The organism is Actinacidiphila glaucinigra (genome assembly GCF_900188405.1).
GTDB classification, from domain to species: domain Bacteria; phylum Actinomycetota; class Actinomycetes; order Streptomycetales; family Streptomycetaceae; genus Actinacidiphila; species Actinacidiphila glaucinigra.
The window spans coordinates 32,688-59,190 of sequence record NZ_FZOF01000026.1; the positions used below are offsets into that span (position 1 = coordinate 32,688).

Genomic DNA, 26,503 nt, shown 5'->3' on the forward strand with positions numbered 1-26,503 from the left:
TGCCGCAAAGAGCGACTCTGAACTGCTCAAACTTCTGCACCGATCAGTGCAGAATGCGAGACTATCAGTTCAGCACCGATCGGTGTCAAACCTGTAGGATGTGGCCATGCAGAAGTCACAGATCGGCCGCCCGCGAGCGTTCGACGCCGAGGCGGCGCTCGAGAAGGCGATGATGATCTTCTGGGCGCAGGGGTACGAAGGTGCCAGCCTCACCGACCTGACCGAGGCCATGGGCATCTCCCGCAAGAGCCTGTACGCGGCCTACGGCAACAAGGAGGACCTGTTCCGCAAGGCATTGCAGCGCTACGAGGAAGGGCCCGGCGCCTACGTCGCCGAGGCGCTGCAGGCGCCCACCGCCCGCGAGGTCGCCATGGCCTTCCTCGCCGGCTCGGCCCGCGCCAACACACTGCCCGGACTCCCTGCCGGCTGCCTCGGCGTCCAGGGCGCACTGGCCGCCGGTGAGGCCGGACAAGTTGCCCGCGAGACCCTGACCAAGTGGCGTGCCCACGGCCAGGCGCTGCTCCGCGACCGGTTCCGGCAGGCCGTCCAGGTAGGCGATCTACCCGTTGGCGCTGACCCGGAAAAGATCGCCCGCTACGTCATGACGATCGCGAACGGCGTGGCCGTACAGGCAGCCGGCGGCGCGACATGTGAAGACCTGCAACACGTAGTCGACGCAGCTTTGCAGAACTGGCCACCGGCTTGACGATGCAGGCCTTTGAAATGAGTCGCGCGCCCGCGGGCCCGGCGCGACATGGGACCGTCCTGGCCAGGATGCCTACGCGATGCTCGCACGGCACGGCAGGCCGGCGGAAGGTTCTCGTGCCGCGTGGCGCTGCTGTCGGGCTGGCCGCCTTCACCAGCGCTCACGCCTTTGACGCGACCCCGGAAGGCCTGCACGGCGGGTGCGTCGAGGGTGGACCGACGGTCGTCGATGACGTGGTAGCCGCGGTGTTAGGCGACGGTTGTGCAGGGTGTGGTTCCGACCTGGTCTTTTGCTGCCTCGAGCGTCGGCGCAAGTAGGGGTGAATCGTGCCGGTTGGTACCGGCGGAGACCAGACCGAGCGGGACGCCGCGGGCTTCGGAGGCCACTGAGCGCTTCAGGCCGGTCATGGGGTCTTGAGCGCGCCGCCGTCTACCACCCAGTTGGAACCGACCGCACTTGGCATTGTCGGAGACGCCAGCAGCAGCACCGCGCGAGCGATCTCGGCCGGGTCGATCAATGCGCCGGTCACCATTTCGGCTTGCTGAGGCAGCATCGCCAACAGCGCGTCCTGGTCGAGCCCCATGTGCGCCGCAAGGTCGGCACCGATGCCGTCCTCGCTGGTCCACGCGGAGGTCCGCGTGCCGGCTGGGGTGACGACGTTGACCCGAACCCCCGATTCCGCGACCAGCTCGGCCAAGCCGCGGGAGAAAGCGTTGAGCGCGGCCTTGGCCGCCGAGTAGGACACCGGTACCCTCCGTGGATCGCGGGCGTTCTGAGAGCTGATGCTCACCACTGAGCCCCGGGACCGGGTCAGCGCAGGGAGCGCGGCCCGGGTTGTCTCCACGGCGGCGCCGAGGTTCAGAGCGAAAACGCTGGCCCAGACGTCGGCCGCGCCACCGAGGGGATCGGCAAGTATCTCCGGGGACGGGCTCCCGCCGCCGACGTTGTTGACGAGGACGTCGAGGCGCGGATTCAGCTCGAGCACGCTCTCGACCATCCGTTGCGAGGCATCGGGTTCGGCGAGGTCGGCGGCGACGAACGTGGCGCCGGTAGCCTCGAGTTCGGATGTGGTTTTCCGGGACACGGCGACGACTTCGGCGCCTTCGGCAAGGAAGGCCTTGACGATCGCGAGACCGATGCCTTTGCTCGCCCCAGTGACGAGGACGCGCTTGCCCTCGAGATCGAGATCCATGACTGCTCTCCTGTTCAAGGCCGACCTGTCTTCACGGTCGGGTTTCGGAGCTGCGGAGGCGCCGTGTGCGCCCGCTGTTACGCTCACACTAAATCCGCAATTGGACGACACCATCCGTTTAGCTTGAAGTGAGAGACATTGCCTGCCCAGCCATCTCACAAGCCGTCCGGACACGTCGGATATGCGCTCGGCGATGCAGACCCGGCGGGCCTGCGCGTCGATGCCCGGCGCAACCGGGAACGCATCCTCGAAGCTGCGCGCGAGGTGTTCGCGGCCCAGGGCATTGACGCCCCTATAAGCGCCGTCGCCCGCCGCGCCGGCGTCGGCGTGGCTACCCTCTACCGCCGCTTCCCCACCCGCACCGCGCTTGCCACCGCGGCCTTTGCCAAGCAACTCGCCCTGTGCGCGGCAGCCTTCGACGAGGCTCTTGCCGACCCTGATCCCGGGCACGGTCTGTACGCACTCCTGGAGAAGGTATGCACCACGCAGGTGACCGACCGCGGTTTCGCCCCCGTATTCCTCGACCAGTTCCCCGATGCCCTTGATCACGATCACGAACGCGACTGCGCCCAAGAAGGTCTGGCGCGGCTGGTCCAGCGTGCCCGCGAGACCGGACAGCTGCGCAACGACTTCGACCCCGCCGACATCACCCTCCTGCTCCTGGCCAACAGTGGCCTCGCCGGACAACCGCGGGAAACCGCCCTCGCTGCCTCCCGGCGCCTGCTCGCCTATCTCTTCCAGGCTTTCCAGACACAGCGCCCTGGCACTCTCCCGCCTCCTGCAGCGATGGAACTGCGCGAACTCCGCCAGCCACCGGGTCATCCATGAGACCGATCACGCAACGTGTCGAAGGTGGGCGTTCCTCGCACTTTCTGAAGCGGGCCGGATTCACACTGCTGCGCGTCCAGATCCTTCAGGTCGACTGAGCACCGTCACCGACTGTCACCCTTCCACAGAGAGTCGGAGCGTCCGGCAGTAGATGTGGCGGAGGCCACCGACGAGCGACCCGCAGGGCAGAGCAGGCAGGAGCCTGAGTGATCATGAAGTTCTCTACGCTCAGTGATCACCGGAGGGCTCGTGCCTGTCCTGCCATCATGCCTGCTCGAACCGCTGTGGGACGAGTCCGCGGCGCTGCTGCCCGAGCACATAGACGCCCCCCTCTGGGCTGCCACAACCCGCGTATCCCCGACCGGATCGTCTTCGAACACGTGATCGCCGCCCTGGTGCACGGCTCCGGGTACGAACGGATTGCCAGCACCGCATGCTCGGACCGCACGATCCGACGCCGCGTCAAGCACTGGGCCCAACTGGGGATGTCCGAGTCTGCACGCCCTGGCACTTCAGGCGTACAACCGCATGATCGGCCTCGCACGCGAAGAGCTGTCCGTGGACGGCTGCATCACCAAGGCACCCTGCGGCGGTGAGAAGGCCGGCCGCTCTCCGGTGGACCGGGGCAACCACGGCCTGAAGCGCTCAGTGGCCTCCGAAGCCCGCTGCGTCCCGCTCGGTCTGGTCTCCGCCGATGCCAACCGGCACGATTCCTCACTTGCGGCGACGCTCGAGGCAGCAAAAGACCAGGTCGGAGCGCTTCCGAACGAATTCAACGTCAACTTGGACCGCGGCTGGGACAGCGCCAAGACCCGAGCAGCGCTGGAAGAGTTCGGCTTCACCGGCACGATCGCCCACAAGGGCGTGCCCGCGCCGATCCAGGCCGGGAAACGCTGGGTGATCGAGCGCACGCACGGCTGGATGAACGGCTTCGGCAAGCTGCGCCGCTGCACCGAGAAAACGGGCACCGTCATGAACCTCTACCTCTACCTCGCCGGGCCATCGTCACGCTCCGCATGCTCATCCGCCGTGCCACCGTGCAGTACCGCTGGCACGGACACCCCACCACTCGACGCCTCAAGTGACGATTACCACCAGACGCTCTAAGTAGCGCTTCGTCACGTTGAGCGATCTCTGTCGGTTGTGGGCAGCCTACTGGGTGCAGTTGAGGGGTGTAACGGCTCCGGGGCGAGTTGGCGGAGTTCGTTGCCGATGTGTTCGGCTCGTTGCCGCGGCGGGATCAGCGGCGGCGGGGCGAGTGTTACCTGCACCCCTGCCACCACGTCACCCTCGTCACTGCCCCAAGCATTCCTCACCCTCAGCCGGCTCGACCTGAAGTCACACACCGGCCTGACCCTCTACCAGGTCCTCGATCTCCTCCAGAACCTGCTGAAGTACAACAGGTCCCCCAGTGATCACAGAGCGTCGCAACTCCATGATCGCGGAGACCTGTGCCCGCCTCGCTGCCCGGGTACCTCGCCCCGCCTATCTGCGCAGGCTCTTATGCTCCGAGGGGAGAAAGGGGCTGTTCGGCCCAGATGGTCTTACCGTCGCGGCCGTAGCGGGTGCCCCAGCAGGAGGCGAGCTGGGCAACCAGGAACAGCCCCCGGCCGCCTTCGTCACTGGTACGGGCTCGGCGCAGGTGGGGGGCGCTGAGGCTGCCGTCGGAGACCTCGCAGAGGAGGACTTGAGCGTGGATGAGGCGCAGCGCGATGGGGCCGCGGGCGTGCCGGATGGCGTTGGTGACCAGCTCGCTGACGATGAGTTCGGTAGTGAAGGCGAGTGGTTCCAGGTCCCAGTTGGCGAGTTGACGGTCGGTGAGGGCGCGGGCCCGGGCGACCTGGGCGGGGTCGACCGGCAGCTCCCAGGTGGCAACCCGGTCCGCTGGCAGGCCGCGGGTGCGGGCCAAGAGCAGGACCGCGTCGTCGGAGCGGCACTCTGGCTCCAGGGCGGCCACCACGGCTTCGCCGAGCTGCTCTAGCGGCTCGTCAGGGCTGGCCAGGGTGCGGGCCAGCCGGTCGAGCCCGGTGTCCACGTCCCGGTCCGGGGCCTCGAGGAGGCCATCGGTGTAGAGGGCGAGGAGGGTGCCCTCGGCGAGGTGGCGGTCGGCAGTTTCGAAGGGCAGGCCGCCCAGGCCCAGCGCCGGACCGGGCGGGAGGTCGAGATACTCCACCGAGCCGTCGGGCTGTACCAGGGCGGGTGAGGGGTGGCCGGCGCGGGCGAAGGTACACAGGCGGGAGATGGGATCGTAGACGGCGTACAGACAGGTGGCGCCCTCGCAGTCGGGGTCCTCCTGGGTGAGGTGGACGACGAGGTCGTCGAGGTAGGTGAGGACCTCGTCGGGGTCGAGGTCGAGGTCGGCCAGGGTGTGGACGGCGGTGCGCAGCCGTCCCATGACGGCCGCCGCGTGCAGGCCGTGGCCGGTGACGTCGCCGACGACCAGGGCGACCCGGGCTCCGGACAGCGGCAGGACGTCGAACCAGTCCCCGCCGGCTCCGGCGTGGGCGGCGGCGGGCAGGTAGCGGTAGGCGGTCTCGACGGCGGGGTAGTCGGGCAGGTCGTGCGGCAGCAGGCTGCGCTGCAGGGCCAGGGCGGTGGTGTGCTCGCGGGTGTAGCGGCGGGCGTTGTCCACGCACACCGCGGCCTGGGAGGAGAAGTCCTCGGCCAGGGCCAGGTCGCCCTCGTCATACGGCTGAGGCTCCCGGGAGCGGCCGAAGACGGCCACACCGAGGGTGATCCCTCGGGCGCGCAGCGGCACTGCCATGAGCGAGTGGGTCCCAAACTCGCGGATCTTCTCGACCGCTCGTGGATCGTAGGCGTACCACTCGTCGACCTCCAGCCTCGGCACCAGGACCGACTGCCCGGTGGCCAGGCACCTCGCCCAGGGCGTGCCCGGATGGAACGCCACTGTCTCGCCCACCGCGTAGACGGCCTCCGGGGCGCCCTCCCGGATCGAGCTAGTGCCCGACCGGCGAAGCAGTACCTGCCCGTCCACCGGCCCGGGGGCCGGTTCCTCGCCCCGCACCGTCGCCTCCAGCAGATCCACGCCGACGATGTCCGCGAGCCCGGGAACGGCCGCGTCGGCCAGTTCCTGCGCGGTGCGCACCACGTCCAGTGTGCTGCCGATGCTCGCCCCCGCCGCGCTCAGCAGGGCCAGCCGCCGCTGCGCCCGATCCTCGTCGGTGACATCGATATACGTCTGGCACATTCCCAGCAGGTGACCGGCCGGGTCGGTCAGTCGAAAGGAGGCCGCGGACCACACGTGCTCACGGTCCGGGGCCGACGGGAGGCGGCCGTGCACCCGGAAGTCGATCACCGGCTCGCCGGTGTCCCGCACGTGGCGCAGGACCTGCTCGATCGTCCGGAAGTCGACCTCCGGTGCGACCTCGCCGATGCGTCGCCCGATGAGCCACTCAGCCGGGATGCCGGTCGCGCGTACTATCCCGGCGTTCACCCAGCGGTGCCGGAGCTCAGCGTCCATGACAGTGATGGGGATCGGGGACTGGCGGAACAGCGCCTCCAGGATCGCCCGGTCGACCTCCTCCTGCTCCACCTGCCGCGCCTCCGCGGCGCTGACCGACCAGCCGGCCCGGCCCTGCCTGCCGAGCACCGAGCGCACGCGCAGTACGACCCGCACCTCATGTCCGTCACGGTGTCGCAAGGCCAGCACGCCGTCCCAGCCCTGCCCGGCCGCATGCCGTTCGAGGACGGCAAGCGCTGCTTCCCGGTCCTTCCGGGTGGTCAGCAGATCCACCGCAGGCGTGTCGCAGACCTCTTCCGCCGGGTACCCGAGCAGCGCTTCCGCCTGCGGGCTCCACAGGCAGATCCCGCCCTTGCCCTCCACAACCGCGGTGGCCGTGTACGGCCCCTGCAGCGGGTCTCCCGATCCTGCCCCGAGGCCCCCGGAAGCCCTGGGTACGTTCATCGGCACCAGCCCACTTCCTGGCCATTCACCTTTCTGCCCATGGTAGTGACGTGGGCGAAGCCCGCACCCTTGAGCACGGCCCAGGCAGTGATCAGCGACTTGACCCGCACCGTACTCCTGGGCGTGCCGCCGCACGGAACTGGCCTGCACCCGGACGGCTGACATCACCGGGTGACATCAACGTTGCCGGACGACAGCGGATCGGGCCGACCGGATCGGGAGTCGAGTGCGAGCCGGAGTTCCGGCCGGCCGGGTGCAGCCGGATTCGAACTTGCAAAGCTGTACGCGCACTTCACCTCCCGGGCGGAGGTCGTCGATGCGGCGATGAGCCGCGACCTCGACCGGGGCAACGAGGTGCTGGACGCGGTCGGCCTGACCGGTGATCCGCTGCTCGCCCGGGAGCGCTATATCGATGCAGGCTGGCACCTGGTGGACCAGGCTCAGGCGCTTCTCGTCGCCGCCCAACGGGAGCTTCCCGCGGGACGCATCCGATAGTTCCACTCCGGGCCCGCCGCCCGGGTCGAGGCGTTGGTTGCCCGCGGGCGGGCCGAGGGCGCCTTCCGTACGGACCTGCCCATCGCATGGCTGATCAATGTCCTGCAGGCCGTCATGCACAGCGCGACGGAAGAGATCCGCGCCGGCCGCCTGAACCCCGACCGTGCGACCGGCCACATCGCGGCCACGGTGCTCGCCGCCTTCACACCGCCGGGCACCCCGGCACCCGAGCCCCGCGGCGGAGCATGACGCCAGCGGCCGTCCACGAAAAGCTCACCGGCAGTTCCAAAATCAGCCCCAGGCAGCATGTACGCATCTGGATCGCGTCCCCGGACGGCCGCCGTCCCCGCACCGCTTCTCACTCGGCCGTCCCCACCCAGCACCCGCGGAAACCGCCCCCTCGGTCAGCGGCCGCCGGTGGATGTCCGGCGATCACGCTCGTAGCCCCCGTCGGTCGTCGGCCCCGAGGTTACCGTGATGCCGAGTTGGTCGATTCATTCCAAATCCACCCGGCGAGCGGGGCGTCGGCGGAGAGGAGCCGTGAACAATGAGGTCACTTCGGATTACTTGGCGGAGAGCCGGGTCTGTATCGCCCGGTAGCGCGACGGCGAGATCCCGTATCGGCTGGTGAATGCCTGGCGCAGCGTCTCGGTGGAACCGAACCCGCACCGGGTGGCCACGCCTGCCAGCGGAAGCTCGGTGGACGCCAGCAGGTGGGCGGCCGCCTCGGTGCGGGCCTTGCGTACGAACCGGGCCGGCGGCTGCTCGAGGTGTTCCACGAACAACCGGGTGAGGTGGCGCGTGGTCACACCCGCGCGAGCCGCCAAGGCGGTCGCGTTCAGGTCGTGATCCAGATGGCTCGTTATATGCTCGACGAGCTGTCGGACCACGTCGTCCCTGGGCGGCGGGGAGGCGGTGAACAGGCTCATCTGTGCCTGGTTTCCCGGCCGCTGCAGGTAGGTGACCAGATCCCGCGCCACTTGGCGCGCGAGTTGGGCACCGTGATCCTCCTCGATAAGGGCAAGTGTGAGATCCAGGGCACTGGTGATGCCCGCCGCCGTATAGATGTTCCCGTCGCGGATGTAAATGGGGTCGGAATCGACGGTGATCTGCGGGTGTTGTGCGGCAAGCTGGGATGCGAACCGCCAATGCGTGGTGGCGCGGCGCCCGTCCAGCAGTCCGGTGGCCGCCAGGATGCTGGCCCCGGTACACACCGAGGCCACCCGGCGGCTTTCTCCGGCCAGGCGGCGGATGTGGCCAACCAGCCGCTGGTCGGCGGCGGCCCGCTCATGTCCCAAGCCGCCCGATACGATCAACGTGTCGAGCGGACCGGTGAGTCGTTCAAGGGATTGCTGACTTTGCAATGTCAGGCCCGAACCACAGGTGATCGGATTGCCGCCCGGACCTGCCACACTGACGCGATAGGGGCGGGTGGGAGTTCCGATCTGATTCGCCATGCCCAGGCTCGTGGCGACGCAGGCGATGTCCAGCAACTCGGCCGAGTCGTACCCGACGATCACGATCAGACGTTCGTCCACGCGGCGACCCTACAGCGAAGCGACAGGCACCCCAAGATTCCGGACATCACATGGGCCGCCGCCTTCTCGTGGGAACCGTCCTGACCAACAGTGAAGCCATGACCGACACCACCGCTTCGGGTGATCCCCGGATGATCGGCTCCGACCAGGACGACAAAGCACCTTCCACCTACGGACGGGACGGTTCGAAGACCGCCACCGCCAACGTCGTGGCCATGCTCAAGCACCGATGGCCCACATGGCTGGCCCTCGTGTTGGCAGTCGCCACATTCGCCGACGGCCTCCCGGCTCTGGAGTTCCTGGCGTGGCTCCTCGTCGCCATGTCGGCCTGCTACCTGATCTTCGGGACGCTGCGCGGGGAGCTCCGCAGGGCAGGCGCGCTCATACTCCAGACGGCAGGGCTGCTCGGCTTCGGTGCCCTGGCCATGGTGGCGCTGGCAATGGATCACAGCCTCGGCTGGTACGTCCTGGCAACCGGCTGGCTCGGGCACGCCGCCTGGGATCTGCTCCACCACCGCACCAAGAAAGTTGTCCCCCGGGCGTGGGCGGAGTGGTGCTTCGTCGTCGACCTGCTCGGCGCCGCCGCGATGATCTTCATTCAATAGCCGTACGGCCCTGGACCGCGACACCCTCACCCCGTACCTGGTACGCACGGAGATCCTCGGCGCCATGGTGGACCTGGCTCATCGGCTCCGCGAGCACCGTCGGTCCCCGGTGCGTCGCTCTCGATTGTTGAGGGGTTCTGTCGGTCCAGGCGGAGGGCACTTTCTACGTGCAGGCTATCGGGTTGCGTCCCAAGGTTCATGTCAGTGCCGGACGAGACCGAAGACGAGGTCATTGGGCGCTGCGTACCGGGGCGGGAATTCAGGGGCAGGCGTCAGGCGCGGGGGCGCGCCCCGGGCGAAAGTCGCCGGTCAGTCGGTTCGGTGTGACGGCCCGTAAAGGTCGTCGAGGCGGAGCGGTGCTGGCGGGGGCAGGAACGGCGCGCCGTCCGTGGCCCGGCAGGACTGGAGGAAGTAGGCGAGCAGGCGGCGAGAGGCGGCCAGGGACGTCTCCGGGGACTGTCGCACGACGCCGCTGTTCGCCAGGAGCAGGAGGGTGACGTCGCTGGGATCGAAGTCCTTGCGCAACTGCCCCGTGTTCTTTGCGCGTTGTACCAGCTGGGCGAGTCCTGCCTCAGCGCGGGCGCGCGCGCGATGAAGGTCGGGATCGTCGGGAGACTCGCCGAGGAACGCGGCGCTGAACCCGCGGTCTTCGGCCTGCATCCTGCACACCTTGGCGAGGGCGGAGCAGAGACCGCGCCAGGGATCGTCGTCCCGTAGTGCCTCGTCCAAGGCTGCGACGCAATCGGTGAGCTGCTCGGAGAACGCCGCGGCGATCAGCGAGCCCCGGGTCGGGAAGTGCCGGTAGAGGGTGGCGGCGCCAACGCCGGCCCTGCGGGCGATGGTGCTGGAGGGTACGTCGGTGCCGTTGAGGGCGTACGCCTCGCGGGCGGCTTGGAGGAGCTGGGCGTGGTTGTGCCGGGCGTCGGCTCGCTGCCCCCGGACGGGGGTCCCGGCGGCGGACGAGGACTGGTTTCGAGACGGCTGAACAGGCATGTCTCTCACTTAACCACAAATGGAAGAGGTTGTCCGTTTAGCGGGTTAGCCTGCTCTGGTGCCGCGGCATCGAGGTCACCGAGGACGTCTGAGCCTCGTTGTTCACCAGCCGCCTCGCCTTTCATGCGCGGCAAAAACGCTACAAGGAGACATCATGCGTGCAGTAGAGATCACCGAATTCGGTGGTCCGGAGAACCTCAAGCTGGTCGACCGGCCGGACCCGACCGCCGAGCCGGGCCATGCCGTATTGGCGGTGGCAGCGGCCGGGGTCGGCTTTTTCGACGTTCTGCTACGGCAGGGTGGCATGCCCGAGGTCGGCAACGGCTTCATACCTGGTCTGGAGGTGGCGGGCACGGTGGTCGAGGTCGGTTCGGAGGACGACGCCGGGTGGGTGGGACGCCGGGTCTTCGCGACGACCGGACACGGCGGCGGCTACAGCGACCGCGCCGTGGTGCCCGTCGAATCTCTCGTGGAACTACCGGAGGACGTCTCGTTCCATGACGCGGTAGCGCTCGGGGTGAATTCCCTGGTCGCCGCCGCAAGCGTGGAAAGGGCCGGCGTCAAGGCGGGCGAGCGGGTGCTTGTTCGCGGCGCCGGTGGCGGGATCGGCGTGCTCACCACCCAGCTCGCGGCCGCGCGGGGTGCGACGGTGATCGCATCCGTTCCCGACCGGTCCGTCGCGCAGCGGCTGTACGACCTGGGGGCCACGGAAGTCGTGGGCGTGGACGCGGTCGACCCGGGGCCGGACGGCCGCTATCACGCCGTCATCGACATCGTTGCCGGTTCGGACGTGGCCGACTTCATCTCCCTGCTCGGCCCGAACGGCAGGTACGTGATCAGCGGTATCGCCGCAGGTGCTCCCACCCCCGACTTCGGCATGGCACTGTTCGCGAACTTCCAGCAGTCCTGGACCATCTCGGCCCTCAGTCTCTCCAGCGCACCGTCGAAGACCGCTGCCGAGACCTTCGCACTCGTCTTCGCCGACTTGCGCGAAGGCCGCCTGAAGCCGGTGGTGCACGGCACCTTCCCGCTGGACGAAGCCGCGGCCGCGCACACTCTGCTGGAGTCCCGCGCCGTCTTCGGCAAGATCGTTCTGACCGTCTGATTCGGCCATCCGGCTCGCCCGTACTCCAGCAGGACTTCGATGTTTTGCCTGATCAGAAGGCTGCGCGGTGAGTGTAGTGGGCTGGTGCCCGTCAGGGGCGGTCTTCCTGGGACCGCCCCTCGATCGTGTGCAGCCGGCGTTGGTGATGACAGCGGCGAGGGCAGCCTCCTGCCGTGATCAACGAGCCTGCAGCCGAGAACTGGGACCGTGAACTCGAAGACCTCTTCCTCCGCGTCGGCCACCGCTTCAGCCGCGTGGAGCCACGCCGACGAATGCGCGACTACGTCCGCGGCCTACTCGGCCCAGTCGGCCGCAAGAACGGCTGGCAACTGGCCGAATACGCAGGTCACACCACCCCTGACGGGCTGCAGCACCTGCTCGCCGGATCCCGCTGGGAAGCGGACGAGATCCGCGACAAGCTCCAGCACTACGTCGCCGAACGCCTCGGCGAGGACGACGGAGTCCTGATCATCGACGACACCGGCTTCGTCAAGAAGGGCACCACCTCCGCCGGCGTGCAACGCCAGTACTCCGGCACCGCCGGGGCTTGTATTTCAATTACTGCTTGCTCTGGTGGAGTTGGTGGGATGGTGGGTCATGTCTGTGCGTCTGCCCGTCCTCGTGTTACGGGCCAAGTTTGATCGGATTCTGCCCCATCTCGACGAGCGCCGTCGCCGGCTCTACCTGGCCAGCGAGGCCATAGCGGTCGGCCACGGTGGGATTGCTGTGGTGGCTGCCGCATCCGGGACCAGTATCTCCACCGTGTCGCGCGGCGTCACCGAACTGGCCGGGGACCCGCCATCGACGAGGAGGGTCCGGGCTCCGGGAGCCGGACGCAAGCCCTTGACGGTCACCGACCCCGGCCTGCTGCCGGCGCTCGAGGCACTGATCGAGCCGCACACTCGCGGGGATCCCGTGTCCCCCTTGCGTTGGACCACCTTGTCGCTGCGCACTCTGGCTTCAACCCTCACGTCGCAGGGCCATCCGGTCAGTTCCGCGACCGTCGGGCGCCTGCTGCGTGGCATGGGCTACAGCCTGCAGGGCACCGTCAAGACCACCGAAGGTGCAAGTCATCCGGACCGCGACGCCCAGTTTGCACATTTGAACGCCACGGCCACCGCCTTCCTCGACGACGGGCAACCGGTGATCAGCGTCGACACGAAAGCCAAGGAGTGGCTCGGAAACCGCGACCGGCCCGGCCGGATCTGGCGGCCGGGCAAGGATTCCATCAAGGTCGACTGCCACACCTTCACCACCAGCGACCAGCCCGTCGCCATCCCGTATGGGATCTACGACATCGCCACCAACACCGGCTGGGTCAACGTCGGGACCGACCACGACACCGCCGAGTTCGCCGTCGAGTCCATACGCCGCTGGTGGCAGCGACGCGGACAGGTGCACCACCCGAACGCCACCCGGTTGCTGATCACCGCCGATGCCGGCGGCTCCAACGATCCCCGCCGGTGGACCTGGAAGACGCACCTGGCCGCCTTCGCCCTGGAGACAGGCCTAGAGATCACGGTCTGCCACTTCCCGCCGGGGACGTCGAAGTGGAACAAGATCGAACACCGGATGTTCTGCCACATCACCGCGAACTGGCGCGGCCGACCACTGACCAGCTACCAAGTCGTCATCGAGACCATCGCCGCGACGACCACCCGCACCGGGCTGACCATCGGCGCTGAGCTGGATGGACATGGGCAGCTACCGCCTGGGCTCAACAGTGACCGCTGCCGAATTCCAGGCCCTGCCGATCACGCCCGACGCGTTCCACGGCGACTGGAACTACACCCTGGCCCCCGTCCCACCCCGACCGCGACCAGCGCCGGCGACCGCCCGGCGGATCGACCCGGCCCTGACCAAGATGCTCAGCGATCCGGCTTTGACCGGGATGCCGCGGTCCGACTTCGAACGCCTGGTGGCAGTCTCCGAGCCGTACTGGGACGCGCTGGCCGAGGCGGCTTTCCAGCGCCGCTTTCACCGCCCCCGCAGCTACCTCCACCCGCAGACCAGCAGCGTCGACCACTACCACCGCCTCCTGGCAGCACTCTTGCGCCGACGCAGGGCGATCACCAGCACACTTCTGGCCCAACTGCTGGGCGTCACCCGCACCAACCTCTCCAACCAATTCCAGGACGGCCACCGCTTACTGGACCTGCACCGCATCGCCGTCACACCCATGCATGGACCACCCGCCCGGACCCTCGAACAGCCGCGAGTTCGGCTGCAAGATTAAGACCCCCAAGATCAACCCTGACAGTTATTCACAAACAGCCCCCGGCCGCACCGAGAACTGCCAGATCGGGGTCTTCGCCGCCTACGCCTCCGCCCGGGGCCGTGCCCTGGTCGACCGGGAGCTCTACCTGCCCAAGTCCTGGACCGAGGACCGGGACCGCTGCCGAGCAGCGAAAATCCCCGACGACCGGGACTTCCACACCAAGGGCGACCTGGCCAAGGTCATGGTGCTGCGGGCACTCGCCTCCGAGCTGCCCATCGCCTGGGTCACCGCGGACTCGGCCTACGGGCAGGAAGGCCGCTTCCGGCGCCTGCTCGAACAGTGCGGCGTCGGCTACGTACTGGCGGTGCCCAAGTCCCAGTACAGCGTGGGCTGTCCACGCATCGACTGTGTTCGCCCAGGCCCCGACCGAAGCCTGGGAACGGATCTCGTGCGGGGACGGCGCCAAGGGGCCGCGCGTCTACGACTGGGCGGCCATCCAGCTGCCCGCCGTGGCCGAGTACGACTACCAGGACGGGACCCCGGTCCGCCGGCGATGGGCACTGGCCCGCCGCAGCCTGACCAAGCCCGACGAGATCGCCTACTACCTCGCCTACTCACAACTCGACACAACCGTCGGGCAGTTGGTGCGGATCGCCGGGACGCGCTGGGCGATCGAGGAGTGCTTCGTGCGACACGAGGCTGCTTGAGCTGAGTGAGCTCACCGATCCGCCTGACAGCCGGCCAGGGCGCGCTCCACGTACATCTGGGCCGTCGTCCTGTCTGCAGGCCGCTCGGGCGCAGGCTCGGCAGCCCGGGCTTCGCCCTTCGCGCGGAGCCGCTCGGCGTGTATCGGCGCCAAGTCACGGACGGACGGGTCTCGGTGGTTCTTGATCGCGGGGTTGCAGCATGGTGGGTGCCTCCTGGGAGCGGTTGTCTCCGGTGTTCAGCATCCGAGGGTGTTCAGGCTGCAGTGTGGTTGTCATCTTGCTGGGGCGGCAGGCGCGGGCGGCTTCCACGAGTGCGCAGGTGGATGCGTACAGGTGCCAGCCGGCCTCCGCGTGGGCGCGGTGGATCAGCCGGGAAGCCAGCAGGTTGCCACGGCCGGCGGCAACCATAGCGGTGTCGTCCAGGACCAGGTGCACAACCTGGTTCACCGGCCGGTGGCCCGGGTCAGGCGGCGGTCGAGTTCGGCGTCCAGGTCGTCCTGCTCCGCGGGAGTGAGGGCGTAGCCGTTCCAGGCGTTCAGGACGGCGCGAGCCTGCTCGGCGCGCTCGGCCCGCTCCGCGGGGGTCAGCAGCGTGTCGGCGAGGCGGGCCAGGTAGGCGCGCAGCGACAAGCCCTCGGCGGCCGCGATATGCGTCAGCCGGTCCCGGGTTTCGGCACCTTTTGTGATGGCGCACCCCAGCCTTCTGCGGCTGCGAAGAACATGCAGCACCCGGGGCGTGTACCGGGGCTCCGGGATGTTCCCCTCCGCGCGTACGCGGGAGAGCTTCGCCGGCCCTCGATTCCCCCCGCACTCGCGGGGGTGCCCCGGGGCTGCAGCCGCCGGTGTCCCGGCACGGCCTCCCACACCGTGCACACTTCTGTAAGGTGGCGTGCATGACGGAGACGACGTACTCGATCGTGGAAGCCCGGGCCCGCCTGGGTGCCATCGCCCGCGAGGTCAGCGCCACCCGCGAACCGGTCGCCATCACCGACCACGGGCAGACCGTCGCCATACTCGTCAGCCCCGCCGACGCCCTCGAACTGCAGGAACTGCGGGCCCTGGCCGCCTACCGGGCGCGCCAGGCCCGAGGTGAGGACGCCGGCGTTTCGCACGACGAGGCCTACCGGCGGATCTTCGGCGAGGGCAAGGCGTGAGCTACGAGGTCATCTGGGAGCCCGAGGCCCTCGCGCAGGCAGAACGGCTGGCCAAGGACGACCCCGACGGGGTGCGCCAGGTGTTCGCCGCAGTCGACCACCTCTCTGTCGACCCGCGCCCCGAAGGCGCATTCGGCAGCGCCGACCTGCTGCGCATCCACATCGGCGCCTACCGCGTGATGTACGAGATCAGCGAGCAGCAGATCCGGGTCAGCGTCATCCATCTCGGACGCGTGCGCTGACCGATGCCCGCGGGCACGGTGAAGGTCTCCGTCGCCTGCGATGGGCCAAGCCGGGGCGGGCGTGCGGGGGCCGAAGGCGGCTCGACGCTGGGCCGCTCAGGCCCCGCGGCGCGCAACGGTTCGCCGACCGTGGACCGTCCGCGAGGGGACGAGCCGGCGGACCAGGCAAGGGGAGCCGAGGTGGTGGTCCCCACGCCGCCACAGCACAAGGAGCAGGCGTGGGATTCGTGCAGCTACGCGAGCATCAGGTCGAGGCGCAATCCCGCATCCGCCAGTGGGGATTTCCCGCACGCTCCCCCGTGCCCGCGTAAGGGGCGCGGGCCACACTGGTGTCGGCCACCGGGTCGGGCAAGACCATCACCGCTGCCATGGCGGCACTGGACCTGTTTTCCAGCGGCCGGATCCCGCCGGGGCTGCGTGGCGACTGCGCCACCGGTCACCGCATCCCGGGGCCCGCTGCCGGCGTAGCCGGGAAGCCGGGTGGCCGGAACGAACGCGGGAGATGAGGGGGGCGGCGGCTCGCACATCGAGCGCCCTCCTGGTCAACCGGGCCCACACGGCCTGGAGTCGGTGGCCGGCCCAGCATGACCCGTTGCGTCTCCGGTACGGCCGTACCCGGCACGCGCACTTTGCAAGAAAGGCTCGCGCACCTCGAGCAACACCGCACTGTCCTGGCTGAGGCTTGTCCCGCGCCTGAAGAGCGTCTCCCGCACGAGACATGGCACGGGCGCCCGGCCCGCTTCACGCCCGTGCAGGTCGCCGAGGCCAAGGCCCTGGCCTGCCAACTCCCGGCCGAGACAGGGGTGCCGCTGGCACTCTGGTCGTGCCCGGCACTGGCCGCCGAACTGACCGCACGCGGCGTCACCGACACCGTCTCGGCGTCCACCATGCGCCGCTGGCTTCGCCAGCGGCGCGCACAAGCCCTGGCAGCACCACTCCCGGATCTTCATCCGGGACCCGGACTTCCGCGCCAAGGCCCAGCGCGTACTTGACCTATACGCCCGAACATACGAAGGCGAACCCCTCGGCGCGGACGAATACGTCATCTCGAGCGACGAGAGGACCTCGATTCAGGACCGCTGCCGCTGCCACCCGACCCTCCCCGCAGGCCGGGCCAGGGCGATGCGCGTAAACCACGAGTACGGCCGCGGCGGCGCGCTTGCCTACCGGGCCGCCTACGACGTCCACCGGGCTAAAGTCTTCGGCCGCTGCGAGGTCACCACCGGCATCACGCCCTTCATGGCCCTGGTCGAACAGGTCATGACCACCGAACCCTACGCCAGACGCGTCTTCTGGATCGTCGACTACGGCTCCTCTCACCGGGGAAAGAAGGCCGCTGACCGTCTGACCAAGGCGTTTCCGAGCGCGATCATGGTCCACACCCCTGTCCACGCCTCATGGACAAACCAGATCGAGATCTTCTTCTTGATCGTCCAGCGCAAGGTCGTCTCACCCGATGACTTCCCGGACCTGGTCCAGGTCCGGAACCGGGTCCGGGCATTTGAAGACCGCTACAACACCGCGGCACAGCCGTTCCAGTGGAGGTTCACCACCTCCGACCTGGACGATCTGCTGGCCCGGCCCGACCGACATTAAGAATCCTCCATTGCCCTGGCGGCCTGATCAACCCCCGAGGGACTTCCGGAGCCGACCCCTAAGGAGCCCAGCCTGCTCGTGCACGCCCAGGTGCGATCGCTCTCATCGGCGGGGTTGAGCGCGGCTCGGAGAATGCTTTAGCATCATTGTCTAGAGATGGAATTTGAGTCCAGGATGGAGGCAGGCCGTGGAGCATCCCGTGGCCGTCGCTGCGGCCGAGGGCGATGAGCACCTTGTCCGCGAGGCGGAGAAGATCGCTGTGGCGTTGGGCCGCATGTTTCCCGGGCTGTGTGAGGTGGTGCTGCACGACCTGCGGGACCCCCAGCAGGCGATTCGGGTGATCGAGAACAACCTTTCCGGCCGGGAGGTCGGGGATTCGGCCACGGAGCTGGGCCTGGCCCGCATTGCGGATCCGCAGTACCCGAGCGTGATCCAGAACTACCCCAACCAGTTTCCCGACGGTCGGCCGGTGAAGAGCACGTCGATCGGCATCAAGAACGCCGCGGGCCAGTACATCGCGGCCCTGTGCCTGAACCTTGACGTGTCTGTCCTGTCGCCGGTGACGCTGGCGTTGTCGAACCTCGTGGCCACCGATGTCGAGCACCGCGAGCACCCGCTGGAGAATTTGCGGGACCGCAACGTGCGCGAACTGCGCCGAACTGTGGAGGCGCTGGCCGCGGAGCGCGGTGCCACCCCCCGGTCGCTGAGTCGGGACGACAAGAAGGCGCTCGTGCGGCAGTTGCAGGGCGAGGGCTACTTCGAGGGGCGCGACGCAGCCCAGACCATCGCGGACCTGCTGGGCGTGTCCCGGGCCACGGTCTACAACTACGCCAAGTAAAGGGCCGTACATGACCGACGCCGGACCGGCCGCACACACCGCACCTGCTGCTCCGCCCCTTTCCGGCCCGCCGTCGGACACAGGCCGTGGCCTGCTGTTCATCCCGGAGGAACAGACGGCTGCGCTCGTGGACGAGGAGCTGGCTCTGGAAGCGGCACGCGCGGCCTTCACCGCGACGGTTCAGGGCGTGGTCTTCCCTTCCCTGGCCGTGCACGGCTCCGATCCGCGCAACCGGTTCACGCTCAAGCCGTCCGCGTCCGCGACGCATGCCGGGGTGAAGATCGGCACCTACTGGCCGGACAACCTGAGACGTGGGCTCCCGCGTCACCACTCCACTTTGCTGCTGCTCGACCAGAGGATCGGCCGGATCGCCGCCGTCCTGGAACTCGGTGCCGCGAACGCCTACCGCACCGCCGCGGCCGACGCGCTCGCTGTCGACCTGCTCGCCCCCGCCGGCGCCGCCACCCTTGCGGTCTTCGGCACCGGCCATCAGGCCGCCTATGAGGCGAGGGCAGTCGCCCGGGTCCGGCCGATCGGCGAGATCCTGATCGTGGGACGCGACGAGGCCCGCGCAGCGACCGTGGCTGCCGCACTCACCGCGCAGGGACACACAGCACGTGCGGCCGGTGCCGAGGAAGCCTGCGCGAGCGCCGACGTGATCGTCACCGCCACCACCGCACGGGCCGAAGACCCTCCCCTGTTCGAGGCCGAGTGGGTCCGCCCCGGCACGCACCTGTCCTGCATGGGCGCCGACGCCCCAGGAAAGCGGGAGCTGCCCCCCGCCCTGTTCGCCCGCGCACGGGTCTTCTGCGACCTGCCCGAACAGGCACGCCGCATGGGCGAAAGCCAGCACGCACCCGAGGACACCGTCCTCATCCCCCTCGGCGAAGTCCTCACCCAGCGCACCCAAGGACGCACCGACCACCGTGACATCACCGTCTTCGACAGTTCCGGGATCGGACTGCAAGACCTGTACCTGGCTCTGGCCCTCCTGAAGAAGATGGACATCTCCCTGTGACCACCACCCCCTCCCCCGCCGCACGGACCCTGATGGATCCGGACACCCCGTTCGCCGTTGTCGACGTGCACAAGAGCCTGCGCAACATCGAACGCCTGCGGGCCAGGGCCGGCCGGCTCGGGGTCACCCTGCGCCCGCACATGAAGACAGCCAAGAGCCTCGACGTCGCCGCGCTTCTGAACGACGGCAACACGTGTCCCATCACCGTCTCCACCCTCGCCGAGGCCGAGGCGTTCGCCGACGGCGGCTACATCGACATCACCTACGCCGTCGGCATCGATCCCCACAAGCTCCCCCGCGTCATCGCTCTCCTGCGGCGCGGCGTGACCGTGCGAGTCCTGCTGGACAGCATCGAGCAGGCCGTCTTCGTCGCGGAAGCCTCCGGCCAGGCCGGCCTGCCCATCCCGGCCCAGATCGAGATCGACTGCGATGGCCACCGCGGTGGTCTCAAGCCCGACGACCCCGCCCTCCCCGAGGCCGGCCGCATCCTGCACGACGCGGCCTGCCTCGACGGCGTGCTCACCCACGCAGGCGAGTCGTACTTCGCCTACAGCGCCGAAGAACAGCGCCTGGCCGCACAGAACGAACGTGACACCGCGGTTGCCGCAGCCGAACGTCTCCGTGCGGCCGGTATGCCCGTGGCCTGCGTCAGCGTCGGCTCCACCCCCACCGCGCACGCGGCCGAGGACCTCACTGGGGTCACCGAACTGCGGGCCGGAAACTACATGTTCTTTGATCTGGTGATGGCCGGCCTCGACGTCTGCCAGGTTCAGGACCTCGCTCTGTCGGTGGTCGTCACCGTCATCGGCCACCGCCCTGAGTACGGGTGGATCGTCACCGACGGCGGCTGGATGGCCATGTCCCGCGACCGCGGCACCGCCGCCCAGGCCCAGGACCAGGGCTACGGTCTGGTCACCGACTTGGCCGGCCACCTCATCCCGAACCTGGTCATGACGGCCGCGAGCCAGGAACATGGCACCCTCACCGCCCGCGACGGCACCGACTTGCCCGACCTGCCGGTCGGCACCCGGCTGCGCATCCTGCCCAACCACGCCTGCGCCACCGCCGCACAGCACCACGGCTACCACGTCGTCGACAGCAGCAAGGGCACGGAGCCTGCCCCGGTGATCCAAGCGCGCTGGTCCCGCATCACCGGCTGGTGATCTGCTCCGGGCAAGGGGGGCGGACCATCCGCGCGGTGAGGTGGGTGAAGCGGCCCCGGGTGAGATTGCAGCGTGCGGCGATCCCGGTGATGCACCCGGGCCGGGTGGACGTGATCGGCGCCAGGGCCCTGGTACTGCTGCGGATCATGGAGCGCACGGGCGCCCGGGAGATCGTGGTCTTGCGAGCACGACATCCCTGACGGCATCGCCCACAAAGCGGCAGAGGACGTCGAGCGGGATAAGCGCCACGGCTGACCTGCGGCAACGCACAGAACAGGGGCCCCACCGGATCGGCAACCGGCGGGGGCCCTGTCGTCTGCCCCGCTCACAGTCGAACGTTCCGAGCGGGGCGCGGGGCGGCTCCGGTTCGCCTTCCAGGTGGGCCCGGGACGGTCAGGGTGGTCCGTCCAAAGTGCTCTGCCGGAGATGCTTTGTTTCCGGTGAAAGCCCACTCTGACCCAACCGAAAGTCGCGGGGGCTCACCCCGTACGCCGTCTTGAAGACGCGACTGAAGTGGGGTGCGCTGGCGAACCCCCACCGGTGGGCGATGGCCTCGATCGTCATGAACTGATGCACGGGCGAGGCCAGTTCCCTCCTGCATTCTTCGAGGCGCTGCGTCCTGATCCATTCACCAAGGGTGATTCCCGCTCGGGACAGGGTCAGGTAGAGCCAGCGTACGGAAACGTTGTGCTCGGCTGCGATACGCTCGGCAGTCAGATCGAGGTCTGCCAAATGGAGGCGCACGTACTCCTGAACACGCTCAAGAAGTGTGCTGTTCAGGAGCGTTCTGGCCAGGTCGTCCCCGTACAGGACCATGGTGACCACAGCCCTGATCAGGTCGACACTGGGCTCCGCGAATAGGGCGGTATCGGCCTTACCGGCAGCGCCCCGAAGACGAGCCAGCCGGGTGAAGAACGCTGCCGTGGCGCCTACGGCCGGTCGCTCCGAACTGAGTGGACCAGCCGTGATCTGATCGAGCAGGGACGGCCGCAGCCCCAGGATGTGCGTGGGAACGCTCACTAGAACTCCACGTACTGGGCCGTGGAACAAAACCTCGTAGGGCTTCGCATTGTCGAGCACCATGAGATCCCCGGCCTTTATCAGTCCGTGCCTGCCCGCCTGGTGGAACTGGGAGACCCCCGCTTCCCGGATGGAGACGAGAATCTGCGGCACCATCTCCCCGTCCACCGGGGCATCAGTGCGCCGGATGCGGGTCACGTTCCAGCCGATCTCCGAGACTTTCACCGACCCGAGCGCGCTGGTGGTCGCGTGAGCCCGCTGACGATTCGGATCCGACGGAAGGTCCACCTCTGCGCGGCCGTTGACGACGAACCCCGAGAGTTCACGGATCGCATTCGCTCGATCACCGGGAGCCAGCGACGCTACGTCAAGTTCCTCTGCCATGCGGGCTTCCTCCTGAACCGGTCGCGCAGCCTGCATTGGACGGCAGATTCCCACCGTACTGCGGCAAATGATCCATTCTTAACGGTTTTGCTGAATTTTACGCATGTATTCCGCTAATAGTTTCGCGGGCCGGAGGCGGCGTTGCAGAACGCCCCTGCACCGAACGGCGAGTGGCCCGGGCCGTGGCATGTTGCATCGGGCCGATTGCCCGGTGCCGGGCGGCGGATGGCTGAGCCGTCAGGAAGTAGAGATCGCCTCGACGCGCCCGACGGCATCGCCTGGAGCATCACCTGAGCAGGGCCTTTCCATCTGAGCGGGATCCGGAGGCGGTCGTGACACGCCCGCCCCACGAAGTCGCCTCGCCACTGCCTACGTACCGGGTGCAACACTCATTGAACACGTGACCGCGAACGGACGGCTGGCTGACCGGGGCTAGCCTGAACGCTTCCGCCCCTGTTGTGTCTCAGCTTGTTGTTTAACCTCGCTGGGTCACCTGACCTGCTGATCTTGGTTCCTTCCTGAGACAGCAGGACGGCCGTTCTTCACGCTTCGAAGTGTCGAGCAACGTCGCGTGAAGGAACGGCCGCTGGTGAAGAGTCTCGCTCCTGCAGTGCCCGAAGACGCCGCGCTGAGCGTGCTGTCCCACTTTCGTGTCGAGTTCTACGACAGCCTCTACAAGAGGGCGGATGCGCTCTTCGAGTTGACCGACGCGGTGCTGTGCGCGGATGGTCCGGTGACATCGCTGGTCGAGCTCACGCTGACGGCCGAGCACCGGCGCGGGCACGGGGCGATATACGACGCGGTCAACCACGGCTGGCTCGAGCCGCTGCGCCTGCGGCGACTGCTCGCTTCCACGCCGTTGCCGCGGGCTGCCGATGGGCGGATCGTGCTGGCGGTTGACGTCAGCAATTGGCTGCGGCCCGACGCCCCGACCAGTCCGGACCTGCTGTTCTGCCACGTCTACGGCCGCGGCCGCAGCGCCGACCAGATGATCCCCGGCTGGCCCTACTCTTTCGTTGCCGCCCTGGAAGTGGGACGGACGTCGTGGACTGCCGTCCTGGACGCCGTCCGGCTGGGACCGGCCGACGACGCCACCGCGGTCACCGCCGCCCAGCTCCGTGACGTCGTCAACCGGCTCCGGCTGGCCGGCCAATGGAAGCCCGGTGACCAGAACATTCTCATCGTCATGGACACCGGCTACGACGTCACCCGGCTCGCCTACGTCCTGGCGGACCTGCCCGTCGAGCTGGTCGGCCGTCTGCGCTCGGACCGGGTGATGCTCCGCGACGCCGGCCCGCGTCGATCCACCCCGCGTGGTGGGCAGCCCCGCAAGCACGGCGGTGTCCTCACCTTCTCCAAGCCCGAGTCCTGGCACATCCCCGACCAGTCCACCGCCACCGTCACCACCCGCTACGGCGCGGCCGAAGTCCTGGCCTGGGACCGGATGCCCCCCCGCCTGCAGGCCCGCGGTCCCTGGCTCGACCACTGCGGTGAACTCCCGCTGATCCACGGCACATTGATCCGGCTGAAGGTCGAGTACCTGCCGGGAGACCGCGACCCGAAGCCGGTCTGGTTGTGGTCCTCCAAGACCGCGATGACCGCAGCCGATGTAGACCTTCGCTGGCAGGCGTTCCTGCGGCGCTTCGACCTGGAACACACCTTCCGGCTGTTCAAGCAGACCCTGGGCTGGACCGTCCCGAAGGTCCGGGACCCGCATACCGCCGACCTGTGGACCTGGCTGATCATCGCCGCCCACACCCAGCTCCGCCTCGCCCGACCACTCGCCGAGGACCTCCGCCGTCCCTGGGAACGGCCCGCCGAGCCTCGCCGGCTCACCCCCGCGCGGGTCCGCCGAGGGTTCCGCCACCTCCGCGCGAAGACGCTCCGACCGGCAGCGGTGCCCAAACCCTCCAAGCCCGGCCCCGGCCGCCCACTGGGATCGAAAAACCGCAGGCCAGCACCACACTACGAGCCCGGCAAGACTGTGAAACGAGTGGAAACCCTCACCGAACACGTCCGCTTGAAACAGCAGCAGGGTTAAAGATCAAGCTCAGAAGCCGATGTCGTACCGCTCATGTTGAGCGTGGGTTCGACCGCTGTATCTCGGTCGGGTGACCTTCCGGCTTCCCGGGCATGAAGGCAGGGCCTCCTGCATAACTCGTGGGGGCCGAAGCCCACGAGCAACAGGAGGCCCTGCTGCCGCAGTCTTCCGTGCCATTGACCGCCGCGTCCAACTCGCATGCCCGGCCGTGTGATTGCCTCGCGCACGCGTACGGCAACGCGGCCGATCGTCCGCAACGCGTTCCATCGGATATGACGGACGCCGAGTGGGCCGTGGTGCGGGAGTTGCTGCCGGTGCCAGCGTGGCTGGAGGGCAGGGGGCAGCCGGAGGCGTACTGCCACCGGCAGATGGTCGACGCGTCCGCTATCCGGTCGCCGGCGGCATCACCTGGCGGGCGATGGCCGCAGACTTCCCCTCATGGGACCGGGTCTACGCGTTCTGGCGACGCTGGCGGAACAAGGGCATGATCTTGACATCCTCCCCGTCCTAAAGGACGGGGACTCCTGGCTCACGTGGGCTGGGGACCGGCGGTCCACCAGCGCTTACACGATCGGCACCAGCCGGGTTGAGACCAGCCCGGACCAGCATCATGCCCGCCCCGTGATACCCGCACGACGCACACGTCCTGAACGGTGGCGCTCCCTTGCCGCGGCCCTTCACCGGGAAGGCTGCCGGGTCACCAGAGCGGCCTCGCCCCGCAAACAGCGCAAGGAGGCATAACGAGACGGGCCGCCCCCACCGGACGCCTGACCAGGCTGCCCGGCTGATCCAGCCACGAAGGCCGTACCCGATGAACCCGAACGCTGGCCTCGGCCCAACGGGTCATGTACAAATGCCGCTCGAGTTTCCCTGACTCGGATCAGAGCTTCGCGCAGTGGTGGTGCGTGCCGCTGCTGGTCCGGTACGACCAGTTCATCGCGTTGCGGGTAGCCGGCCCGTACTCGCCGTCCGCAGAGACACCCACACGCTGCTGAACGGACGTCACGGCGGACCTGGTGGCAGGGCCGTACATCCCGTCCACGGCCAGACCTGCCCTGTAGCACTTGTTCAGCGTGAACTGAAGAGCGCTCACCCCGCTGTTCTGGCTCCCGTAGATCAGATAGCACCAGTAAGGGTCGGCAGGGGCGTAGTTCTGATGCGGCAGCAGAACGTTGTAGCTGCCCTTCGCCAGCGCCTTGGAGGTGTTGCACTCGTAGGTGGCGTCAGCCGAGGCAGACGACGCGGCAGCAACCGTGCCGCCCAACACGCCGGCAACCAACACACCGGCCGACAGAATGCCGGAGAAACACTTCTTCATCTCATTCTCTCCTTCAAACACGCGCATGGAAGCGAACAGGAGCAGGTCGCGCCTGCCACCCGCTCGGAGGTGACAGCGCCCGGCCAGGCAGAAGACTAGACGCCAGTTACTGCCCGGACTTGGCCGTCCGTGCACAGCACTTGGTCACCCGTGCACAAGCCCGCCCACCCCGAGGCCACCCGAAAGAACGGCGCCAGACACAAACCCCGACGCCCCTCAGGCCGCACTGTCAGCCCGAGACGAACACCGACCACCCCAGACCGCCGCCGCACCCGTGAACGTGTCCCGCCACGACCGCGCCTTCGTGGAAGCCGTACGCGGTCGGCCAATCGACTGCCGCAGAGACAGTCGTGCTTGACACGCTGCCTGTTGGCAAGGCGTGCGGCTTCGGACCCCGGGGGTCAGGTGGGGTCGAGGGTTCTGACGGGCTGATCGGCCGAGTTCTATGGGGCGGTGGTGGCGATGACCGTGCCGTCGGGGCGTTCCGCGGTGGGGTGGGCGGTGTGGCGGGGGTGGCGCCCGTCCTTCCCGGGGCTGCCAACGCCAGAGCGCGCAGGGCTTGGGTTTTCCCGGCCAGCGCGACGCTGCGGCCCTTGGAGGAAGTGGAAGATCTGGGCAGTGGCGTCGATGTTGCTGCGGCACAGCACCGCATCGGGCGGTCGATACACCACTGCAACGGACGTGGCCCCGGGGCGTGGCAGGTCCCGCAGACCTCACGGGGAACCCTCACCGCGCTGAAGGTCAGTCAGTGCTTCCAGCCCTGGACCGATCAGGTCCAGAACGCCTCGATGACCGTGATCAGGGGCACGGCGTGGCGGCGGATGAAAATGAAGATCAGCCATCCGCGGCCGCCGGCGAGATCGGCTATATGAGGCCCGCCGGGCCTGGTGGAAGCCAGGGGACGGACGGTGATCCAGTGCGGCGGGCTTGGCGTGTTCTTCGTCGGCCATGGCGACATTCTGAACCGGCTCAGGCCGAGAAGGCGCGGGTCGAGAGCTGCTTCTCACCGGGTGAAACGATCACGTGGTGGCTGGTGTGATCACGGCGTCGGTGCCGTCCTGGATAGAGCCGTTCACCGCACTGACCTCGCGCTGCTTCGGCAAGCTGGTTGCCTCGGTGCGACGCGAGCGAGCCTCGGATCAGCAGCGCGGCCAGCCTTGGAGCCTGCCGCTGGAGGACCGCGTCCCGTTGGTGACGGCCTACTGGCGCACGAACTTGACCATGCGACAGCTTGCGCTGTTACTTGGGATCTCCACAGCGGCCGCAGACCGGATCATCGACCACACTGGTCCGTTGCTGGCCCTTCGGCAGCGGAAGCAGTTCCGCAAGGACACCGTGCTCATCATCGATGGCACCCTGGTGCCCACCCGCGACCACTCAGCGATTCCCAATGCCGTTTGTCAAGCGGATGCCCCAGT

General features: G+C 68.4%; 21 protein-coding genes and 8 pseudogenes. 20 read left to right on the forward strand and 9 right to left on the reverse strand.

Features of this window, described 5'->3' with window-relative positions:
- Positions 1-106 precede the first annotated feature (106 nt).
- The gene (locus CHF15_RS34575) at positions 107-706 is read left to right on the forward strand and encodes a TetR/AcrR family transcriptional regulator (protein WP_089227876.1); all 600 of its coding nucleotides are present in this window, start codon (positions 107-109) and stop codon (positions 704-706) included.
- Between the two features lie 266 nt (positions 707-972).
- Here CHF15_RS34575 and CHF15_RS44135 read toward each other — a convergent pair.
- Both CHF15_RS44135 and CHF15_RS34580 read right to left on the reverse strand, forming a co-directional pair.
- Positions 973-1,110, reverse strand: a pseudogene (locus CHF15_RS44135) (IS5/IS1182 family transposase); the annotation flags it as partial.
- A complete protein-coding gene (locus tag CHF15_RS34580) occupies positions 1,110-1,898 on the reverse strand; it encodes an SDR family NAD(P)-dependent oxidoreductase (RefSeq protein ID WP_089227877.1) in 789 nt (262 codons plus the stop codon). The gene CHF15_RS34580 and the pseudogene CHF15_RS44135, both read right to left, overlap by 1 nt.
- A 138-nt stretch (positions 1,899-2,036) precedes the next feature.
- On the opposite strand from CHF15_RS34580, the gene CHF15_RS34585 reads away from it, so the two are divergent.
- Complete coding sequence (locus tag CHF15_RS34585; RefSeq protein ID WP_089227878.1) at positions 2,037-2,726, forward strand: TetR/AcrR family transcriptional regulator; 690 nt, start codon at positions 2,037-2,039, stop codon at positions 2,724-2,726.
- Positions 2,727-2,975: 249 nt separating this feature from the next.
- A pseudogene (locus tag CHF15_RS34590) lies at positions 2,976-3,811 on the forward strand (IS5 family transposase).
- 416 nt (positions 3,812-4,227) lie between these two features.
- On the opposite strand, the gene CHF15_RS34600 reads toward CHF15_RS34590, so the two are convergent.
- On the reverse strand, positions 4,228-6,651 hold the full coding sequence (locus CHF15_RS34600) for a SpoIIE family protein phosphatase (RefSeq protein ID WP_089227879.1): 2,424 nt from the start codon (positions 6,649-6,651) through the stop codon (positions 4,228-4,230).
- A 171-nt stretch (positions 6,652-6,822) separates the two neighbouring features.
- Here CHF15_RS34600 and CHF15_RS46020 point away from each other — a divergent pair, with 171 nt between their 5' ends.
- Together CHF15_RS46020 and CHF15_RS46025 are read left to right on the forward strand one after the other, a co-directional pair.
- A complete protein-coding gene (locus CHF15_RS46020) occupies positions 6,823-7,146 on the forward strand; it encodes a hypothetical protein (protein WP_245939184.1) in 324 nt (107 codons plus the stop codon).
- Positions 7,147-7,179: 33 nt separating this feature from the next.
- Positions 7,180-7,395 (forward strand): hypothetical protein, encoded by a 216-nt coding sequence (locus tag CHF15_RS46025; RefSeq protein WP_245939185.1) that lies wholly within the window; start codon positions 7,180-7,182, stop codon positions 7,393-7,395.
- A 314-nt stretch (positions 7,396-7,709) separates the two neighbouring features.
- Here CHF15_RS46025 and CHF15_RS34610 read toward each other — a convergent pair whose 3' ends face one another.
- Positions 7,710-8,684 carry a GlxA family transcriptional regulator gene (locus CHF15_RS34610; RefSeq protein WP_089227880.1) on the reverse strand — a complete coding sequence of 325 codons (975 nt, stop codon included), beginning with the start codon at positions 8,682-8,684 and terminating at the stop codon, positions 7,710-7,712.
- Between the two features lie 98 nt (positions 8,685-8,782).
- Between CHF15_RS34610 and CHF15_RS34615 the strand changes: the two genes are divergently transcribed.
- Positions 8,783-9,289, forward strand: a complete 507-nt coding sequence (locus CHF15_RS34615; RefSeq protein ID WP_089227946.1) for a hypothetical protein — start codon at positions 8,783-8,785, stop codon at positions 9,287-9,289.
- A gap of 309 nt (positions 9,290-9,598) precedes the next feature.
- On the opposite strand, the gene CHF15_RS34620 is transcribed toward CHF15_RS34615, so the two are convergent.
- Positions 9,599-10,282 (reverse strand): TetR/AcrR family transcriptional regulator, encoded by a 684-nt coding sequence (locus CHF15_RS34620; protein WP_089227881.1) that lies wholly within the window; start codon positions 10,280-10,282, stop codon positions 9,599-9,601.
- Between the two features lie 154 nt (positions 10,283-10,436).
- Between CHF15_RS34620 and CHF15_RS34625 the strand changes: the two genes are divergently transcribed.
- The 4 genes and pseudogenes from CHF15_RS34625 to CHF15_RS34640 form a co-directional block, all read left to right on the forward strand.
- A complete protein-coding gene (locus CHF15_RS34625) occupies positions 10,437-11,387 on the forward strand; it encodes a quinone oxidoreductase family protein (RefSeq protein WP_089227882.1) in 951 nt (316 codons plus the stop codon).
- Between the two features lie 173 nt (positions 11,388-11,560).
- Positions 11,561-11,932: pseudogene (locus tag CHF15_RS34630) on the forward strand (transposase); the annotation flags it as partial.
- Positions 11,933-11,984: 52 nt separating this feature from the next.
- A pseudogene (locus CHF15_RS34635) lies at positions 11,985-13,557 on the forward strand (ISAzo13 family transposase); the annotation flags it as partial.
- A gap of 91 nt (positions 13,558-13,648) precedes the next feature.
- Positions 13,649-14,291: pseudogene (locus CHF15_RS34640) on the forward strand (IS701 family transposase); the annotation flags it as partial.
- A gap of 464 nt (positions 14,292-14,755) precedes the next feature.
- Here the strand turns inward: CHF15_RS34640 and CHF15_RS34650 are convergent.
- Positions 14,756-15,037, reverse strand: coding sequence for a hypothetical protein (locus tag CHF15_RS34650; RefSeq protein WP_245939196.1), 282 nt, complete (start codon positions 15,035-15,037; stop codon positions 14,756-14,758).
- Between the two features lie 167 nt (positions 15,038-15,204).
- Between CHF15_RS34650 and CHF15_RS34655 the strand changes: the two genes are divergently transcribed.
- The 7 genes and pseudogenes from CHF15_RS34655 to CHF15_RS34690 form a co-directional block, all read left to right on the forward strand.
- Positions 15,205-15,465 carry a type II toxin-antitoxin system Phd/YefM family antitoxin gene (locus CHF15_RS34655; RefSeq protein WP_089227884.1) on the forward strand — a complete coding sequence of 87 codons (261 nt, stop codon included), beginning with the start codon at positions 15,205-15,207 and terminating at the stop codon, positions 15,463-15,465.
- Positions 15,462-15,707, forward strand: coding sequence for a type II toxin-antitoxin system RelE family toxin (locus tag CHF15_RS34660; RefSeq protein WP_089227885.1), 246 nt, complete (start codon positions 15,462-15,464; stop codon positions 15,705-15,707). The genes CHF15_RS34655 and CHF15_RS34660 overlap by 4 nt, the downstream gene beginning before the upstream one ends.
- A 1,044-nt stretch (positions 15,708-16,751) precedes the next feature.
- A complete protein-coding gene (locus CHF15_RS46035; protein ID WP_458363519.1) occupies positions 16,752-17,303 on the forward strand; it encodes a transposase in 552 nt (183 codons plus the stop codon).
- Between the two features lie 187 nt (positions 17,304-17,490).
- Positions 17,491-18,141 carry a helix-turn-helix transcriptional regulator gene (locus CHF15_RS34675; protein ID WP_245939186.1) on the forward strand — a complete coding sequence of 217 codons (651 nt, stop codon included), beginning with the start codon at positions 17,491-17,493 and terminating at the stop codon, positions 18,139-18,141.
- Positions 18,142-18,151: 10 nt separating this feature from the next.
- Complete coding sequence (locus CHF15_RS34680; protein ID WP_220093353.1) at positions 18,152-19,159, forward strand: ornithine cyclodeaminase family protein; 1,008 nt, start codon at positions 18,152-18,154, stop codon at positions 19,157-19,159.
- A 32-nt stretch (positions 19,160-19,191) separates the two neighbouring features.
- Positions 19,192-20,322 (forward strand): DSD1 family PLP-dependent enzyme, encoded by a 1,131-nt coding sequence (locus tag CHF15_RS34685; protein WP_089227950.1) that lies wholly within the window; start codon positions 19,192-19,194, stop codon positions 20,320-20,322.
- Positions 20,323-20,390: 68 nt separating this feature from the next.
- Positions 20,391-20,577, forward strand: a pseudogene (locus tag CHF15_RS34690) (exopolyphosphatase); the annotation flags it as partial.
- Between the two features lie 138 nt (positions 20,578-20,715).
- On the opposite strand, the gene CHF15_RS34695 reads toward CHF15_RS34690, so the two are convergent.
- Complete coding sequence (locus CHF15_RS34695) at positions 20,716-21,726, reverse strand: helix-turn-helix domain-containing protein (protein ID WP_089227886.1); 1,011 nt, start codon at positions 21,724-21,726, stop codon at positions 20,716-20,718.
- 628 nt (positions 21,727-22,354) lie between these two features.
- Here CHF15_RS34695 and CHF15_RS34700 point away from each other — a divergent pair.
- Positions 22,355-23,767: an NF041680 family putative transposase gene (locus CHF15_RS34700; protein ID WP_089227951.1), complete on the forward strand. Its 1,413-nt coding sequence runs from the start codon at positions 22,355-22,357 to the stop codon at positions 23,765-23,767.
- A gap of 507 nt (positions 23,768-24,274) precedes the next feature.
- Here the strand turns inward: CHF15_RS34700 and CHF15_RS46805 are convergent.
- Both CHF15_RS46805 and CHF15_RS34710 read right to left on the reverse strand, forming a co-directional pair.
- Positions 24,275-24,412, reverse strand: a pseudogene (locus CHF15_RS46805) (RNA-guided endonuclease TnpB family protein); the annotation flags it as partial.
- Positions 24,413-24,647: 235 nt separating this feature from the next.
- Positions 24,648-25,085, reverse strand: a complete 438-nt coding sequence (locus tag CHF15_RS34710; RefSeq protein WP_179280095.1) for a peptidoglycan-binding domain-containing protein — start codon at positions 25,083-25,085, stop codon at positions 24,648-24,650.
- 593 nt (positions 25,086-25,678) lie between these two features.
- Between CHF15_RS34710 and CHF15_RS45215 the strand changes: the two genes are divergently transcribed.
- Both CHF15_RS45215 and CHF15_RS34720 read left to right on the forward strand, forming a co-directional pair.
- Positions 25,679-25,957: a hypothetical protein gene (locus tag CHF15_RS45215; protein WP_179280096.1), complete on the forward strand. Its 279-nt coding sequence runs from the start codon at positions 25,679-25,681 to the stop codon at positions 25,955-25,957.
- A 154-nt stretch (positions 25,958-26,111) separates the two neighbouring features.
- A pseudogene (locus CHF15_RS34720) lies at positions 26,112-26,465 on the forward strand (helix-turn-helix domain-containing protein); the annotation flags it as partial.
- Between the last annotated feature and the right edge of the window lie 38 nt (positions 26,466-26,503).

Bases quoted from the DNA above. Each gene is read 5' to 3' on its own strand.
- CHF15_RS34680 (WP_220093353.1), top strand. From the start codon at position 18,152: ATGACCGACGCCGGACCGGCCGCACACACCGCACCTGCTGCTCCGCCC.
- CHF15_RS34580 (WP_089227877.1), bottom strand. From the start codon at position 1,898: ATGGATCTCGATCTCGAGGGCAAGCGCGTCCTCGTCACTGGGGCGAGC.
- CHF15_RS34625 (WP_089227882.1), top strand. From the start codon at position 10,437: ATGCGTGCAGTAGAGATCACCGAATTCGGTGGTCCGGAGAACCTCAAG.
- CHF15_RS34695 (WP_089227886.1), bottom strand. From the start codon at position 21,726: ATGGCAGAGGAACTTGACGTAGCGTCGCTGGCTCCCGGTGATCGAGCG.
- CHF15_RS34615 (WP_089227946.1), top strand. From the start codon at position 8,783: ATGACCGACACCACCGCTTCGGGTGATCCCCGGATGATCGGCTCCGAC.
- CHF15_RS34600 (WP_089227879.1), bottom strand. From the start codon at position 6,651: ATGAACGTACCCAGGGCTTCCGGGGGCCTCGGGGCAGGATCGGGAGAC.
- CHF15_RS34685 (WP_089227950.1), top strand. From the start codon at position 19,192: ATGGATCCGGACACCCCGTTCGCCGTTGTCGACGTGCACAAGAGCCTG.
- CHF15_RS34710 (WP_179280095.1), bottom strand. From the start codon at position 25,085: ATGAAGAAGTGTTTCTCCGGCATTCTGTCGGCCGGTGTGTTGGTTGCC.
- CHF15_RS34575 (WP_089227876.1), top strand. From the start codon at position 107: ATGCAGAAGTCACAGATCGGCCGCCCGCGAGCGTTCGACGCCGAGGCG.
- CHF15_RS34655 (WP_089227884.1), top strand. From the start codon at position 15,205: ATGACGGAGACGACGTACTCGATCGTGGAAGCCCGGGCCCGCCTGGGT.
- CHF15_RS34620 (WP_089227881.1), bottom strand. From the start codon at position 10,282: ATGCCTGTTCAGCCGTCTCGAAACCAGTCCTCGTCCGCCGCCGGGACC.